Origin of the sequence: Acidicapsa acidisoli (genome assembly GCF_025685625.1) — a bacterium.
Lineage (GTDB): Bacteria > Acidobacteriota > Terriglobia > Terriglobales > Acidobacteriaceae > Acidicapsa > Acidicapsa acidisoli.
This window is the reverse complement of record NZ_JAGSYI010000002.1, coordinates 1,352,230-1,368,166: the sequence shown is the minus strand read 5'-3', so window position 1 is coordinate 1,368,166 and position 15,937 is coordinate 1,352,230. Positions and strand designations below refer to the sequence as shown.

Sequence of the window (15,937 nt, the reverse complement as noted above, 5' to 3'; positions counted from 1 at the left end):
AGGTAACTCCTGAATGAGATTAAGCTAGATTGCCGGCCTGTTTAATCTTTCATCGATAAACAGCGGCATATAGCAATTCCGGATGACTGCAAGTTACACAGCATCCCAGGCATTTTTTTCTTTTGTGGAACGACCGCCGAAGTATATCACTCGGCGTCGATTGGCAACGCCGAGAATAGGAAATAGCGACAAATTCCTCTCATCGATCAAGCTAACTCTTGAGATTTACGGAAAACTCTCGGAATGATCGCATGATCGTAAGTTCGTTGGGAGCTGCGGGAAGTCAGGCTGTTCAGTCCGCCGATTTGAATTGTTCAATGCGCGGGAGCTTGAGAATCGATTTGGGTATCCTTCTCTGTCTATCGCACCTTGGCGTGTTTCTTGTTACGGCTGCTGCATAGGCAAGTTCACCCACGGCCGTGACGTTATATTGTCTTTATGGCTGACGCTCCGCTCTATGGAAAGGTCGAAGAGGTTCTTGCTTCCGAGATCGCGCGAGGAGATTATCAGGCTGGCGATCGGCTTCCATCCGAAGACGAGTTGCTGGCCCGCTTTGGTGTAAGTCGGATTACAGTCCGTCGCGCAGTGCAAAACCTCACCCAACGAGGCATTGTCGAGATTCGGAGGGGACTCGGTACGTTTGTGCTTGCGCCAAGGTTCTCACACGAGTTGACCAGGTTGACCGGGTTTGTAGAAGACATGAATACCCAGGGACGCAAGGCTTCAGCCCGTGTGATAAGTCAGAGTGAGGTTGCCGCAAGTGTAGGGGTGGCCCGGCATCTTGGTATAAGCAGGGGGACGCGCGTGATTCGAATTGAACGGGTGCGTCTGGCTGACTCCATTCCAATGTCCTTTGACGAGACTTATCTTCCTCTCGAAATCGGAAGAGAGATCGTTCGCAACGACCTCCGAGTGATGCCGATCTTCACGTTGCTTGAAGAAAAGTATGGAGTCCCTCTCATTGAGGCGGAATACAGTCTGGAGGCTGCAACGGCTTCGGCACACGTGGCGGAGGCTCTCAGCGTTCCGGAAGGATCTCCAATCTTCCGTATCGAGCGAACCTCGTTCACGACGGACGGCAAGCCGATCGACTACGAGATGCTCTCGTACCGTGGTGACCTCATTCGCTTCGTCACCCGCCTGGCTCGCCATTCGAAGACGGAAGCTTCTCAGCCCAAAGTACCGCCCTCCTTGCGAAGGCGGTAGGCATCGACAGACCACGGACCGGGCTCGGACAGCACAAGAGTCACAATGCAGGCAACATAAAGCAGGTCACACTCGTATCCGGGTGGTCCAAATTGTGCGCGTCCATCGACAATCTTCATCAGCTTGATGGAGCTGAATCCATAGGGCAGATGGACGGTCAGAATCGCGACAATAAGCAGCAGGATCGCCGGAAAACTCACCCAGAACACGAAAGCGCCACACAGAATCGCGAGTCCGGCGAAGATCTCTGTAAGGATCGTGAGCCAGGCCATGAGGTGAGCCGCAGGCACATGAACCGCATACAGGATCGCGGCGAATGCATCGGGGCCTTTATTCCATTTGGCTATTCCATGTGCAAAAAAGCCATATCCCACAATTAATCGAAGGGGCACCGTGGCATATCTTCTCAGGCTATTCTGTGTTCTTCTACCCCAGAATGTCAGGTCTCGGCTCATCGTAATTTCCCCTTGGCAGGTTTCGATTTCATTATGACAACCTAGACAATATGACGTTATAATGTCTAGGTGGTTACAGAAAAAATCGATCCATGTGAAGAATTATCTACCGCCCCGTGTTTCTCGGAAGCGGCGCGGTTCTGGTTTCGGTTGGGCCTCATCAGCTTTGGCGGGACAGCGGCTCACATCGGCATCATGCACGACGATCTCGTGGAACGTAAAAGGTGGATCGATAACGAGGATTTCCTTCACGCGCTGGGACATTGCATGATTCTTCCAGGTCCGGAGGCCCAGCAGCTAGCCATCTATCTTGGCTGGAGACTGCATGGAATCAAAGGGGGCGTCGTCGCCGGCGTGCTGTTTATTTTGCCGTCCATGGTTGTGCTGCTGGCTCTGAGCATCGTGTATGCCCGGTTTGGGAACCTGCCCTGGATCGCTGCCATGTTCAGCGGTCTTAGGCCCGCGGCGCTGGCTCTTGTCCTGCTCGCATTGACTCGACTCGCAAAGCGTTCGCTGGTTGAGCCGGTGCAATGGGTTGTTGCATCTGGGGCGTTCGCGGTAATGAGCTGGCTGCATGCTTCGATACCCTTCGTGATGGGTGCGGCTATTGTCATGGGTTTCATTCTGGCGAAATTCCGTCGCGGCTCTGTATCGTCGACACGGTCGATGCCTGTCTACGAAGCATCGATTGCGAACCCTGCCATGCGGAAGCAGGCTCTCCTATCGCTTGCAAAGATCACCGCGGTGGGATTGGGAATATGGCTCGCTCCATTCCTGGCTCTCTACTTGTTCGGCCGGGGCTTTCCCTTTTGGGCTCAACTTGGTCTGTTCTTTACGCGCACTGCCTTCGTCACGGTTGGAGGTTCCTACACTGTTATCCCTTATGTGGCCCACGCGGCGGTATCCAGGTATCACTGGCTTAGCCAGCCACAGATGCTCGATGGTTTTGCGCTCGCGGAGACCACACCAGGCCCGCTCATCATCGTGGTGGCCTTCGTCGGGTTCATGGCGGGCTTTCACCATTTCCATGGTTCGATCCTTATGGGTACCTTAGCCCTCCTGCTGACGACTCTATACACCTTTCTGCCATGCTTTCTGTTCGTATTCGCGGGCACTCCTCTTGTCAGATGGACGCAACACAATCGAAGTATGAAAGCTGTGCTGAATCTCGTCATCGCAGTTGTGTTCGCTGCTATGGTCGATCTCGCCTTGTTTCTCGCCCGTGGCGTTCTGTTTCACGCAAAAACGTACGCCTTTGCGGATCTCGATTGGATCGCCGTTGCGGTGGTCGGCCTGTCGATCTTCCTGCTTGGAACACGCAGGACAAAGTTAGGTACAGTAATCGGCTTGAGTCTCGGATTCGGAATCGTACGCTGTCTGATTCGCTCATGGTAAATACATTCGTACCGATAAGCATGCAACGGGCCTTTGGCCAGACAGGATGCGATGGAACGTGAGTCTCACTTCTTGACGCTCGCCGAAAGCAATCGGGTAACATTGGACGCATGAAGTCACTAGCTCTGACTCGTCGGGAGTTTCTGCAATCTTCGGCTGTTGCGGGAACTGGGGTTGCGTTTACTCAGGTTGCGCCGCGCACTTTGTGGGGTGAGGCTGCTCTGGCGGCCGGGGTTGAGACTGTGCCTGCGTGGGCCTCGAAGCCGATGCGCTGGTTTCAGTTGACGCTGGTCGAAGACGATCCTGCGCATTTTGATCTTGCATTCTGGCTGGATTACTTCAAGCGCACGCGCTCGGATGCGGTTTGTCTCAGCGGCGGCGGGTGTGTGGCTTATTATCCTACCGAGATTCCGTTTCATCATCGGAGCAAGTGGCTTGGCGATCGCGATGTGCTTGGAGAGTTGATCTCGGGTTGCCGCAAGATGGGCATGTCGGTGCTGGTGCGGACCGATCCGCATGCAACGTATGACGACCTGCAGGCCGCGCATCCGGACTGGATTGCTGTGGATGCGGAGGACAAGCCGCGCAGGCACTGGGCAACGCCCGAGATGTGGGTGACGTGCGCGTGGGGGCCGTACAACTTCGAGTTCATGACGGCGGTGCATCGCGAGATCATGACGCGGTATCGCCCGGATGGGATTTTTCTCAATCGCTGGGATGGGTCGGGGCAGTGTTACTGCCAGCACTGCGCTGCGAATTTCAAGGCGGCGACGGGGTTCGATCTTCCGCGTGGCGCGGGTGCAAGTGGTCTGGGGACTGATCCTGTGCGGCGGGCGTATCTGACGTGGAGCCGGGAGCGGCTGGTGAGTCTGCTGGATCTTTGGAACTCAGAGATCCGGAAGATCAATCCCGAGGCGGCGATGATTCCGAATAACGGGAGCGGAGCGCTCATTCCGCTGGATGCGGTTGAGACGAGCCGGAGAGCGCCGATGCTGGCTGCCGACAGGCAATCGCGGCATGGGCTGGCTGCTCCGTGGCTGATTGGCAAGACGGCGAAGGAGTTTCGCGCGACGATGGGCGCGAAGCCGGTGATCGGGCTCTTTGGCGTGGGGCTGGAGGAGCCGTATCGCTGGAAGGACAGCGTTACGAGCAAGGCCGAGATTCGGATCTGGGTGCTGGATGCTGTGGCCAATGGGATGCGGCCGTGGTGCAGCAAGTTTTCTGCGACTCTGCATGATGAGCGCTGGCTCAAGGGTGTTGAAGAACTGTACGTGTGGACGGAGGAGAATCAGCGCTACCTGACACATGAGAAGCCGCTGGCACGGGTAGGACTGGTGTATTCGCAGCAGACGGCTTGGTATTACGGAGACCAACACGTTGATGCAAGGGTAGAGAACTATGCGCTGGGGTGGTATCAGGCGCTGATCGAGTCGCGCATTCCCTTTGAGATGGTGCATGACCGATTGCTGGATGAGGACCGGCTGGCCGGGTTCAAGACGCTGATTCTGCCGAATATTGCGGCGCTGAGCGATGCGCAGTGCGAGCAGATCCGCAGCTTTGTGCGCAGTGGCGGGAGCGTGGTGGCAACGCATGAGACCAGTCTTTACGATGAACTGGGCGTGCGGCGAAAGAACTTTGGCCTCGCAGACATCTTTGGGGTGGATTGGACCGGCAAGGCTGAGGGGCCGATGCAGAACTCGTATATTCGGCTGGAACACGAGCGGCTGCCGGGGAATGCTTTATTTGCCGGGCTGGAGGATGCTCCGAGGATTGTGAACGGGGTGAATCGGCTGGAGGTAACGCCGCGCGCAGCCTTTGCCGAGACGCCGTTTACGCTGATTCCGAGCTATCCGGATCTGCCGATGGAGAAGGTTTATCCACGCGTGGCTAGCACGGATATTTCCTGCTTATATATTCACAAGCCTGCCGGGCGGGTGGCTTATTTCCCATTCGATATTGACCGGACTTTCTGGGAGGTCTTGAGCGAAGACCACTTGAAAATGATGCGGAATGCTCTGCTTTGGGCGCATGATGAAGCGCCGATGGTCGAGGTTGCTGGTCCCGGGCTTGTGGATGTGACAGCATGGCGGAATCCTGGGTCGATTACGATTCATCTGGTGAACCTGACGAATCCCATGGCGATGAAGGGTCCGTATCGGGATTTTTTCCCGGTGGGTGCGCAGAGGATTCGGCTCCGGCTGCTGGGGGATATTCCTGCGAAAGAGGCGCGACTGCTGGTGGCCGGGGCGAGCGTTCCGGTGGAACGTTCCGGGTTGACGCTGACTCTCACTGTCCCTTCGGTGCTCGATCATGAGGTGGTGGCGATTGAGGTTTAGGAGCGCCGGCTTTGGGAGCAGGGAACTGCTTGCAAAGGGTGTGCGGTCCCTGACACACTAGGGAGTGGACACCCAAAGTATCGTTATCCTGGATTTCGGCTCGCAGTACACGCAGTTGATTGCGCGCCGTATTCGCGAGCTGAATGTTTTTTCCGCCGTGCTGCCCTGCACGGCTTCGATTGCCGAGATTCAGGCGTATTCGCCGATTGGGATCATCCTGTCGGGCGGGCCGTCTTCGGTCTATGACGCGGATGCTCCGGACGCCGATCCGGCGATTCTGGCGCTGGAGTTGCCGGTGCTCGGCATCTGCTATGGATTGCAGTTTATTGTGCATCACCTGGGCGGGAAGGTTCGTTCGGCGGACAAGCGCGAGTACGGACACGCCGAGGTCACGGTTGAGGATGCGGAGACGCCGCTTTTTGCTGGACTGCCGGCGAAGATTCAGGTGTGGATGAGTCATGGCGATGAAGCGCTGGAACTGCCGGCCGGCTTCCATCGCACAGCCGTTACGTCGAATGCACTGGCGGGGATTGCCAATGAAGATCGCAGGATCTGGGCTGTGCAGTTTCACCCCGAAGTGCACCACACGCCGCTCGGGTCGCAGCTTTTGCGTAATTTTGTCTTTGGAATCTGCGGCGCGCGCGGCGACTGGACGCCGCATCACTTCATTGAGACGACGGTGGCCTCGATTCGCCAGAGAGTGGGGTCGGGCCATGTGCTTTGCGCCCTGTCGGGCGGAGTGGATTCGTCGGTGGCGGCGGTGCTCGTGCATCGGGCGATCGGCGACCAGCTTACCTGTGTTTTCGTGAATAACGGGGTGTTGCGGAAGAACGAATTTGCGCAGGTAACGAAGAATCTACGCGACAAGCTGGGGTTGAACCTGGTTCCGGTGGATGCCAGCGAGCGGTTTCTAGAGAAGCTGGCTGGGATTACCGATCCGGAGACGAAGCGGAAGGTCATCGGTCGGGAGTTCATTGCGGTTTTCGACGACGAGGCCCACCGCATCGCCGACCAACTTAGTTCCAGTAAGTCGGGCGGCGTAGAGTGGCTGGTGCAGGGGACGCTGTATCCGGATGTGATTGAGTCTTCGAGCGTGCGCGGGCCTTCGCAGACGATCAAGAGCCATCACAATGTCGGCGGCTTGCCGGAACAGATGAAGATGAAGCTGATTGAGCCGCTGCGCGATCTCTTCAAGGATGAAGTCCGACGGATCGGGCGCGATCTCGGCATGCCGGAAGACATTCTCGGGCGGCAGCCCTTTCCGGGACCGGGGCTGGCGGTGCGCATATTGGGGGAAGTTACCGCTGAACGCGTAGCAATCTTGCAGGAAGCGGACGATATAGTCGTTAGCGAGATCAAGGCTGCGGGGCTGTATTCGCAGGTTTGGCAGAGCTTTGCCGTGTTGCTGCCAGTGCGCAGCGTGGGTGTGATGGGCGATCAGCGGACATATGCGAATACCTGCGCCATTCGCGCGGTTCACTCGGAGGATGGCATGACGGCGGATTGGGTTCCGCTGCCGTATGAAGTGCTGAAACGCATCTCCAGCCGGATCGTGAATGAGGTGCGCGGGATCAATCGCGTGGTGTATGACATTACTTCCAAACCTCCGGGAACCATTGAATGGGAGTAAGTCGAGCAAGCGCACGGACGGTTGTCGTCAGCCACCCTACCGGCAATGCCAATGCGGCTGCCGTGGTAAGTGCGCTGCACGAGGACGAGTTACTCGCGGCTTTCTTTACATGCGTGGATTGGCGGCCGGATAGCCGATTGGCAAAGGCCGCGCCGAAGGCTGTGCGGGCGGCGTTTGAACGGCGTGCGCGGATACAGATTCCGACAGAGTTTGTTCGCACGAGGCCTTTTCGCGAGTTAGTGCGCAATCTGTATATACGGACAGGGAAGAGGCATCTGATCGCCGATTCGCGCCATCCCTACTCGATCGATGGGGTATATCGCGACCTGGATGGTTATGTCGCGCGAAGCATGGATAAGATTCCGGGAATTCGCGCAGTGTATGCGTATGAGGACGGAGCGCTGAGGCAGTTTCGGCAGGCGCATGAGTTAGGCGTGCAGTGCATCTACGACTTACCGATCGGGTACTGGCGCGCGAACCGGAATATCTCGGCGGAAGAGGCTGAATTGCAGCCTGAATGGAGGGGAACGCTCAATGCGCTGGCCGACAGCGACGCCAAATGCGCGCTGAAGGATGAGGAACTGAGCCTGGCCGACACGGTGATTGTTCCCAGCACGTTTGTAAAAAACACGCTCGAACTGTTTCCGGATACAAAGAAGATTCTTGTGAACCCATTCGGGGTTCCGGCGAGTATCTCCGCCGTGAAAAAAGTTACAAAATCCGATCAGCCTTTGCGAGTGCTGTATGTTGGTTCACTTACGCAGAGGAAGGGAATTGCCTATCTTTTTGAGGCCGTCGAGAAGGCCGGCAAGGCTGTTACGTTAACGGTAGTCGGGCGCAAGGTGGGACAATCGGCGCTGCTGGATAAGAATTGCGAGAATCATCGCTGGGTGCCATCTTTGCCGCACTCGGAGATACTTGCCGAGATGCGCCGCCATGATGTGTTTGTCTTCCCGTCACTCTTTGAGGGGCTGGCGCTGGTGCAAGGCGAGGCGCTTTCGCAGGGGCTTCCGGTGATCACGACGCCTAACTCGGGAGGAACGGATATTATGCGGGACGGAATAGATGGGTTTGTCGTTCCAATTCGCGACGCCGAGGCGATAACTGCCCGATTGCTTCAGTTACATGGACATAGAGAACTGTTACAGCAGATGAGCGAATCCGCGCAGGAGCGTGCGGCGGAGCTGGGCTGGCAGGGATACAAGCAACGTGTGGTGCGTGCTGTGCGCGACGTGCTCGGAGTTCTGTGACTTACTAGCGCTGACTCAGGCCGCTGCGGGCCTGGGCGCACGCGTCAGCCAGCCGAAGAGAAAAGTTCCAACGACGATGATGCCGAGCAGACCGAGCCAGATAAGAGCAGCCTGCTCTAGGACGAGGTCCTTGCGGGACTCGATTTCGCGGAGATTGCGGCCGGCGAGCACGAAGCCACCTTGCGCGCCGGACACATGGCGAACAACTGAGGCAATGCGGACATCGCGCCGTGGCGCCCAGGTCACGCGTTCTTCCCCATTCCTGCGCACAAAATCGAGAACGCCGCGCGGCAATTGCGGCACGGCTCCATTCAATTGCGCGGAGGACGCGAGCACCTGCCCCTGCTCGTCGTAGGCAATGACGAATGCGGACAGGCTGGCATCCATATCAGTCTGGTCGTTTGGAACGGCTGCGGCGATGGAGACTCCGCGAGCGAGACGGCTGGCGAGGTCGGTGGCCATGCCTAACTGAGGGTCGTTGGCAGACTGGCGCAGAGAGTTCTGTTCAATGATTACGAAGCCCAGGGTCAGTGCGCTGAAGAGGGCGATCAGAATGAGCGCGTTGTAGAGCACCACTGGACGCGAGACAGTTTCACGCAGCATGGCGAGATTCTCCTTGATCAGGGATTGGATCAGGTCCTTTAGGAGCGTGCGCAGAAATGCGGGCCTGGACAGAACGGGGTCGGCGAGCGCATCGCGCAGCGATTGCATCATGGCGGTTTCGTAGGATTGGCGGAATTGCAGGGGATAGAGGCTGATGGCGCGTTGATAGGCTGATTCGATTTGGTTGGGTCTGTGCGCAGAAGGGAGCGTCATGAACGGCCTCCTTGCGGAAGCAAACCGCGTTGCCGTGCGGCGGCAAGGGCGGAGTCCATGCGGTTGAGTTCGGCTTCGAGGGCGAGACGTCCGGCGTCGGTTAAGCGGTAGTAGCGGCGGCGCTCGTTGTCGGAGGTGTCGGTTTCGACAACGAGGTTGTCTCGCATCAGTCGTTCGAGCGTTCCGTATAGCGTGCCGGGACCCATTGCGATGCCGCCGCCTTCGGGAGCGCGCGCGTCCTTCATCATGGCGTAGCCGTGCCGGTCGCCCCCTGCAAGCGACAGGAGGATTGCGAAGACGGCGGGCGTGAGAGGGGTCGAAACAATCATGTTGCGAATATACATCCGTTATGGATATATCCGCAACGGTAATATTTTGGAAAATTCTAATGACCAGAGGCGCGCAGGAGGATTACCAGCACGAGATAGACGATGACCGGGAGCATGATCGTCCTCAGTTTTTTCTCTCAGGAGTGAGTTCAACGTCCACGGTATGCGTATCGTCGTTGAGGTTGAGCGTGTAAAGCAGCCTCTGGGACACAAAGGCGTGCTCGAAGGCGGGATTGAGGCCTTGTGTGCTTGTCATGCTGAGAAGCGCTCCCTCGTTGAAGACTTCGCCCTGGGGCAAACGTATAGCACCGATGATGATCGCGCGCTGGTCGTCGCTTACGTTTGCGACGTTGAGGTTGCCCATGGTGTAGATCGGGCCGAGGTCGGCGGAGATTTGATAGCCAATTGTGCCATGCGCGCGATCGACCGTGGGTGTAACGGTGACCTTGGCCCTCATATGTCCATAGTTGTGCAGTTGCCGTTTGAAGAAATCGCAACTCCGGTGTAGCTTTGCGAGATCGACGACATCTCCGGGACGGAGCCCAAGCTGTTGGTCGAATTCCGCTTGCGACAGAAAGGAGTTTTCTGCGAGCTGCGCGCCGGCCAGTCTGTATTGAGGGCCTTCGTCGATGGATACGGTAAGCGGGATATGCACCCCGTTCTTATCGATCACTGGATTCGGCATAGCCGTTGCGTGGACCTTTATGTCGAGATAGCCCTGACCCTCATACAAGTTGAAAAGGTCTGTTTCCAACTGGAGTGTGCTGTCTTCTGTTCTGTAGGCTGAGCCGGTGGACTTTGCGAGGACCGATCGCACCTCGTCCGCGAGTTTGGCTGAGAGGATGCCAGTCCTGATCTTTCCCACGAGGATTAGAGGGTCGACGATTGTGAAGCTCATGGCTGTGATCTTGTCGAGATTCGGATCGGTATACAGCTTCGGAATTACAGCGGCGGAGATGCTCATGGCTCCCAGTTCCTCTTGCAATGCTTCAGTAACTCCGGTCAGCAGGGTGCCGGAGCCGGGAACCTTCCCTCGATAGAGAAGCACGCGCGCACGGAGCCGGTTGTCCAGATTGTTGGCGAAGTTGACTGGGAAGTTCTCGAGGCGGATGGGATACAGCGTGGATGTGGGAGTGATCTGGAAGGTCAACTCCCGATCGTTGTAGGCGAATCTGATGTTCTCGAAGAGGCCGGTATCGAGCAACTGCGTGGTGTGTTCGTTCAAGGCGGCTGCGGTGACGGGGACGCCTGACTGGAGACCGGCGGCGGTGGCCAGTTCAGCATCAGTGTACTGGCTGGCTCCCTCGAAATGAATCGTCTTGAACGCAAACGACTGAGCTGCGCCGGAGACCCCACAACATAACAGCCATAGGATGGGGAAGATGCGAAGCCGGGGGAGTTTCATTACCGGAAGCGTACCAAAAACTGCAGCTTTGGCGCAGGAAAAGCTGGAATCGATGCGATGGACCTTCGGCGCCATTGAGGCTGGCGGATGGAAGGGAAAGGAAAACGGCCACTCCGAGGATGAGGAGTGGCCGTTCTATCGTTTGTAAACCGTCTGCTGCTTAGTGCGCAGCCAGGGAGGGCCGGGTTTCCAGCGTTCCGTTGGCGTAGCCTTCGCGCATCTCGGCGATGGTCTTGGGAGCGTAGTCGCCCGCGTGACCGGCTTGGCCGAACTCGGTCATGCGCGCGGCAACGACCTTCTGCATTGCGGCGCGAGCGGCGCCGTTGTAGTCGCGCGGGTCGAACTTCTCCGGGGTCTCCCAGAGCACTTTGCGGATTGCGCCGGTCATCGCCAGACGGTTGTCGGTGTCGACATTGATCTTGCGCACGCCGTGCTTGATGCCGAGCTGGATCTCTTCGACCGGCACTCCCCAGGTTTCCTTGAGGTGTCCGCCGTACTGGTTGACGATGTCCTGCAGATCCTTGGGAACCGACGAGCTGCCGTGCATGACGAGATGGGTGCGGGGCAGACGGTTGTGGATCTCGATGAGCAGGTTCATCTTGAGCACCGAGCCATCCGGCTTCTTGCTGAACTTGTAAGCGCCGTGGCTGGTGCCGATGGCGATGGCCAGCGCGTCGACGCCGGTGCGCTCCGCGAACTCGACAGCCTGGTCGGGATCGGTGACGTGATCGAGGCCGGAGCCGCCTGCGCCGTGGCCGTCTTCGATGCCGCCAAGGACGCCGATTTCGCCTTCCACGGTGACACCGCGCTCATGGGCGAATTCGACGACGCGGCGGGTGACTTCGATGTTCTCTTCGAACTCGGTCGGGGTCTTGCCGTCAGCCTTCAGGGAGCCATCCATCATGACCGAGGTAAAACCCAGCTCGATGGCGCTCTTGCAGGTTTCGAAGCTGTTGCCGTGGTCCTGGTGCATGGCGATCGGAATCGTCGGGTTCAGTTCCGCCGCGGCCAGGATGAGGTGATAGAGGTAATTGTCCTGCGAGTACTGGCGAGCTCCGCGGCTGGCCTGGATGATGACAGGAGAGTTGGTCGCGGTCGCGGCAGCCATGATCGCCTGGATCTGCTCCATATTGTTTACGTTGAAGGCACCGACGCCGTATCCGCCTTTGGCGGCTTCGTCGAGTAGCTGGCGCATCGAGACTAAAGGCATATGAATTCTCCTTCTGGTGTGCGCCATCTCCTCACGACAGAACCGAGGGGGTGGCGACAATCGTACTAATGGTAGCAGAGAGTTGAGGGTCGATTTGCGGTCCGTATCATTCTTTGCCACGGGTCCGGTTCAGGCGTCGGCGAACGGGGAGATGGAACTTGAGATGGGACTTGAAATGGAACTAGGGCACTCTCGGCGAAAGACAGACGGGGGACTAATTGGCTGCCGGGCGTAACATTTCAAGGAAAGTGTCCATCTGATAGGGCAGAGGATTTCTGAAGGAGATTGGTATGTCTGGTTTTAGTACACTTAGCCGCGCTATCTGGTGGGTTTTGATTGCTTCTTTGGCCTGTGTGGGATGCAATGCTGCGACCGGCGTCTCCATTCCGGCTCCGGCAAGCGACGCTGCGCTGGCAGCTAAGCCGGGCAAGCAGACTGCCGTCTTCGCGGGCGGTTGTTTCTGGGGCACGCAATCAGTTTTTGAGCGGGTCAAGGGGGTGCTCGATACGACTGCCGGATATTCAGGCGGTTCGGCTTCGACGGCCACTTATGAGCAGGTAGGCCAGGAGAATACGGGGCACGCCGAATCGGTGAAGGTGGTTTACGATCCGTCGAAGATCACTTATGGGCGGTTGTTGCAGATCTTCTTTTCCGTCGTGCATGATCCGACGCAACTGAACCGGCAGGGGCCGGATGTGGGCACGTCTTACCGCTCGGTGATCTTCTATACCAGCGAAGAGCAGCACCGGATCAGCGCGGCTTATATTGCGCAGCTCGACGGAGCGAAGGTATTTCCGAAGCCGATTGTGACGGAGGTTACGCCACTGAAGGGATTCTATGACGCAGAGTCCTATCACCAGGACTATGCGCTCTATCATCAGGAGAATCCTTATATCCTGGTCTGCGACAAGCCGAAGGTGGAAGCGCTCAAGGCTCAGTTTCCTGAGTTATTCAAGGATTACAAGGGTAAGTGAATCGGGAGATTGACGGCTTCGCGCGCGTCGTATACCTTCGCTGCATGAAGATCTCAGCTCTTCGTTGTTGTTGCTCCCACATCCAGTAGTTGGGTGAGCGGCAAGCCAGCCTGCAACGTCATTCGGCACAATCCATCGCTCATCCAAATTCTCCCTGAGGTTACATCCTCTCGCGTCGATCCATGCAGGCGCTGAGTCGATATCTTCCGCCCAGTCTTCCTCTTTGCATCCAGATGCTCGACGTGAACGCAGATGAACACCACGACAGACAGGAGTGCACCTATGAGTACGGTTCTCAACGAAGTGATCGCAGCCAACCAGGAATACAGCACCTCTTTCGGTGAAAAGGCGAATCTTGCCCTTCCACCGGCCCGGCGATTCGCGGTACTTACCTGTATGGATGCTCGTCTCGATCCGGCTAAGTTCGCAGGCCTGCGCGAGGGAGATGCGCATGTGATTCGAAACGCAGGCGGACGCGCCAGCGATGACGCCATTCGCTCGCTCGTAATCAGTTACAAGCTGCTGGGCACCCGGGAATTCTTCGTGATTCATCACACAAATTGCGGGATGGAGTTCTTCACCAACGAAGTTATGCGAGGACTTCTCAGTAACAGTCTCGAAACCGCTGAACTTGGCGCGAGCGGATTCCGCGACATAGGGAAGGGTCCTGGTTCACGTGCGGGCGAATTTATCGAATGGCTGACGATTCCCGATCAGAAGCAGGCAGTGATCGATGACGTACTTCGCATTCGCACCCACCCTCTGGTTCCTAAGTCGATTCCGATCTACGGCTATATCTATGACGTGAAGAGCGGTAAGCTGATCGAGGTTGAGGGCGCAGCGAAAGCGGGCGCGGCATCTTAAGAAGATCACCGTGCGGCAAAAACAAAAAGGCCGGTCTGCTGAATGCACACCGGCCTTTTGTTTTCCTTCGTGTTGTAACTACTTGAGCAGCTTAGTAACGTCCGCCGCCGCGTCCGCCGCGATCATTGCCGCCGCGTCCACGTCCGCCACCGCCGCCTGAACCACCCTTTTGCGCCTGGAAGCAGTCGCGGCAGAATACCGGACGATCTCCGCGAGGCTCAAAAGGAACTGTCGTCTGCTGGCCGCAGCCAGAGCAGATAACTGCCGTTCCGGTAGATGCACGCGAGCTATAACCACCGCCCCCGCCGCCGTAGCTGCTTCCGCCACCTCCGCCAAAGCCTCCGCCGCCGGCTTGGTCGGCTTTCTTGGCCTGTCTGCAAGGCTTGCAGCGCTTCGGCGTCGAATATCCCCGTTCCTGGAAGAACGTCTGGTCAGCAGCAGTAAATGTGAATTCCCGTCCGCAGTCGCTACAGGTAAGTTGCAGATCTCCAGCCATTAGTGTTCCCCTTTTTCAGTTTGTTAAAACCCCGTAGACTACGCGGGTACGAATAGTCTACGCGCTTTGTGGCGCGGTGACTCGAAATCGTTTCATGGAAATTGAAAGCGAACGCTCGATTTTGCGCAAATCGCTGCGTTCTGAGGCAGATGCAAACGTAGAAGCGATACCTTTGCTGGAAGCTCTGCCGGTACGACCAATGCGATGGACAAAGTCTTCGGCAACTTTCGGGATATCGTAATTGACAACGTGCGCAACGTGCTTCACGTCGATTCCTCGCGCCGCCACGTCGGTAGCGACGAGGACGCGATGGCGGCCTTCGGAAAAGCTCTTAAGTGCCGAGTTGCGCTGCGCCTGAGAGCGATCGCCGTGTATCTGCGTCGCTGAATGTCCGGAGCGAACCAGACGGCTGGCTACGCGGTCGGCGCCGTGCTTGGTGCGAACAAAGACGAGGAAGCTGCCTTCGCCGGTTTCAAGCAGATGCTCAAGTAGCTCGTGCTTCTTATCCTGTTCTACTTCAAATGTCTGTAACTCGACATTCTCGGATGGTTTCAGTACGGAACCTATTTCAATGCGGGCCGGATCTTTCAGATACTCGCGGACGATTTCGCGAATATTAGCATCAAGCGTTGCCGAGTAGCAGAGAGTCTGGCGGCCCTGGGGCAGGCAGGCGGCGATGCGCTGAATGGCCGGCTTGAAGCCCATGTCTAACATGCGATCGACTTCGTCGAGGACAAGAATCTGTACCTGGTCGAGCTTAACGAGCTTGCGCTTGAGATAGTCTTCGAGGCGGCCGGGAGTGGCGACGATGAGGCGTGCTCCGCGGCGGATAAGCTGGAGTTGCGGACCCTCTGCCATGCCGCCGCAGACGAGCGCGACGTTATTGGCCGGGTTGGTGTTGAGATTGCGGAAATGCGTCTCAACCTGCATAGCCAGTTCGCGGGTGGGCAGCAGAATCAATGCTGTCGCGGAGCGGGATTCGGTCTTGGCGAGCTTCTCGAGGATCGGAACGATGAAGCTGAGGGTCTTGCCAGTGCCGGTCTGGGCTGTGGCGAGGACGTCCTTGCCTTCCAAGGCGGGCGGAATTGCGCCGGCCTGAACTGGAGTCGGGGTAATGAAATTAAGAGCAGCGATGCGCTTCTTGAGCGCGTCGGAGATTTGAAAGTCTGAAAACTGAGTCACTTAGTCCTTATATGCGGCCGCATACAGCTCTGCTGTGGGCCTTGCTCTATGCTCTGCGGCGGCTTCAAGCGCCGGAAGAGAAACCTGAAATGATGCGTAGTACCGGGTAGGAATAAATCCTGGTGATTGAGTGGAAGTAAATACTGCGATGACTCAATCCGGCCCTGCCGCACGCTGCCTCTGATTGGGAACTTATCTGTTCCTGCAATCTGCTGTCCGCTCAACTTGCTAAGAACAGAGCGGTTACGCTGTAGGGGCTTGGAGAAATAAAACTTGCGGGGCAGTCTTGCTTTTATGGCCCTGCGAATATCCTTTTCCAGGTATCGGGGCCAAGTTCTCCGAATCGTGGAATCTGCCGGAGAGCGAGAATGGCTCACAACCAAACAACT

General features: G+C 57.3%; 14 protein-coding genes. 7 read left to right on the top strand and 7 right to left on the bottom strand.

Features of this window, described 5'->3' with window-relative positions; translation table 11 throughout:
• Positions 1–438 precede the first annotated feature (438 nt).
• Entirely contained in the window at positions 439–1,206 is a 768-nt protein-coding gene (gene phnF / locus OHL23_RS15635) for a phosphonate metabolism transcriptional regulator PhnF (protein WP_263352841.1), read from the top strand.
• Here the strand turns inward: phnF and OHL23_RS15630 are convergent.
• On the bottom strand, positions 1,170–1,598 hold the full coding sequence (locus OHL23_RS15630) for a DoxX family protein (protein ID WP_263352840.1): 429 nt from the start codon (positions 1,596–1,598) through the stop codon (positions 1,170–1,172). The genes phnF and OHL23_RS15630 overlap by 37 nt on opposite strands.
• Before the next feature lie 132 nt (positions 1,599–1,730).
• Between OHL23_RS15630 and chrA the strand changes: the two genes are divergently transcribed.
• The 4 genes from chrA to OHL23_RS15610 all read left to right on the top strand — a co-directional run bounded on the left by chrA (position 1,731) and on the right by OHL23_RS15610 (position 8,272).
• A complete protein-coding gene (gene chrA, locus OHL23_RS15625; protein ID WP_263352839.1) occupies positions 1,731–3,056 on the top strand; it encodes a chromate efflux transporter in 1,326 nt (441 codons plus the stop codon).
• Between the two features lie 110 nt (positions 3,057–3,166).
• The gene (locus OHL23_RS15620; RefSeq protein WP_263352838.1) at positions 3,167–5,392 is read left to right on the top strand and encodes an alpha-amylase family protein; all 2,226 of its coding nucleotides are present in this window, start codon (positions 3,167–3,169) and stop codon (positions 5,390–5,392) included.
• A 64-nt stretch (positions 5,393–5,456) separates the two neighbouring features.
• Complete coding sequence (gene guaA, locus OHL23_RS15615; RefSeq protein ID WP_263352837.1) at positions 5,457–7,022, top strand: glutamine-hydrolyzing GMP synthase; 1,566 nt, start codon at positions 5,457–5,459, stop codon at positions 7,020–7,022.
• Positions 7,013–8,272 carry a glycosyltransferase family 4 protein gene (locus tag OHL23_RS15610; protein WP_263352836.1) on the top strand — a complete coding sequence of 420 codons (1,260 nt, stop codon included), beginning with the start codon at positions 7,013–7,015 and terminating at the stop codon, positions 8,270–8,272. Before guaA ends, OHL23_RS15610 begins: the two co-directional genes overlap by 10 nt.
• Before the next feature lie 15 nt (positions 8,273–8,287).
• On the opposite strand, the gene OHL23_RS15605 is transcribed toward OHL23_RS15610, so the two are convergent.
• The 4 genes from OHL23_RS15605 to OHL23_RS15590 all read right to left on the bottom strand — a co-directional run bounded on the left by OHL23_RS15605 (position 8,288) and on the right by OHL23_RS15590 (position 12,032).
• Positions 8,288–9,088: a hypothetical protein gene (locus tag OHL23_RS15605; protein ID WP_263352835.1), complete on the bottom strand. Its 801-nt coding sequence runs from the start codon at positions 9,086–9,088 to the stop codon at positions 8,288–8,290.
• Positions 9,085–9,417, bottom strand: a complete 333-nt coding sequence (locus OHL23_RS15600; protein WP_263352834.1) for a PadR family transcriptional regulator — start codon at positions 9,415–9,417, stop codon at positions 9,085–9,087. Before OHL23_RS15600 ends, OHL23_RS15605 begins: the two co-directional genes overlap by 4 nt.
• A 124-nt stretch (positions 9,418–9,541) precedes the next feature.
• Entirely contained in the window at positions 9,542–10,822 is a 1,281-nt protein-coding gene (locus tag OHL23_RS15595; RefSeq protein WP_263352833.1) for a BamA/TamA family outer membrane protein, read from the bottom strand.
• Positions 10,823–10,982: 160 nt separating this feature from the next.
• Positions 10,983–12,032 carry a ketose-bisphosphate aldolase gene (locus OHL23_RS15590; protein WP_263352832.1) on the bottom strand — a complete coding sequence of 350 codons (1,050 nt, stop codon included), beginning with the start codon at positions 12,030–12,032 and terminating at the stop codon, positions 10,983–10,985.
• A 290-nt stretch (positions 12,033–12,322) separates the two neighbouring features.
• On the opposite strand from OHL23_RS15590, the gene msrA reads away from it, so the two are divergent.
• The gene (gene msrA / locus OHL23_RS15585; protein WP_263352831.1) at positions 12,323–13,006 is read left to right on the top strand and encodes a peptide-methionine (S)-S-oxide reductase MsrA; all 684 of its coding nucleotides are present in this window, start codon (positions 12,323–12,325) and stop codon (positions 13,004–13,006) included.
• A 282-nt stretch (positions 13,007–13,288) separates the two neighbouring features.
• Positions 13,289–13,870: a beta-class carbonic anhydrase gene (locus OHL23_RS15580; RefSeq protein WP_263352830.1), complete on the top strand. Its 582-nt coding sequence runs from the start codon at positions 13,289–13,291 to the stop codon at positions 13,868–13,870.
• 91 nt (positions 13,871–13,961) lie between these two features.
• Here the strand turns inward: OHL23_RS15580 and OHL23_RS15575 are convergent, their stop codons facing one another.
• Together OHL23_RS15575 and OHL23_RS15570 are read right to left on the bottom strand one after the other, a co-directional pair.
• Positions 13,962–14,366 (bottom strand): CxxC-x17-CxxC domain-containing protein, encoded by a 405-nt coding sequence (locus OHL23_RS15575; protein WP_263352829.1) that lies wholly within the window; start codon positions 14,364–14,366, stop codon positions 13,962–13,964.
• Positions 14,367–14,423: 57 nt separating this feature from the next.
• On the bottom strand, positions 14,424–15,548 hold the full coding sequence (locus OHL23_RS15570; RefSeq protein WP_263352828.1) for a DEAD/DEAH box helicase: 1,125 nt from the start codon (positions 15,546–15,548) through the stop codon (positions 14,424–14,426).
• Between the last annotated feature and the right edge of the window lie 389 nt (positions 15,549–15,937).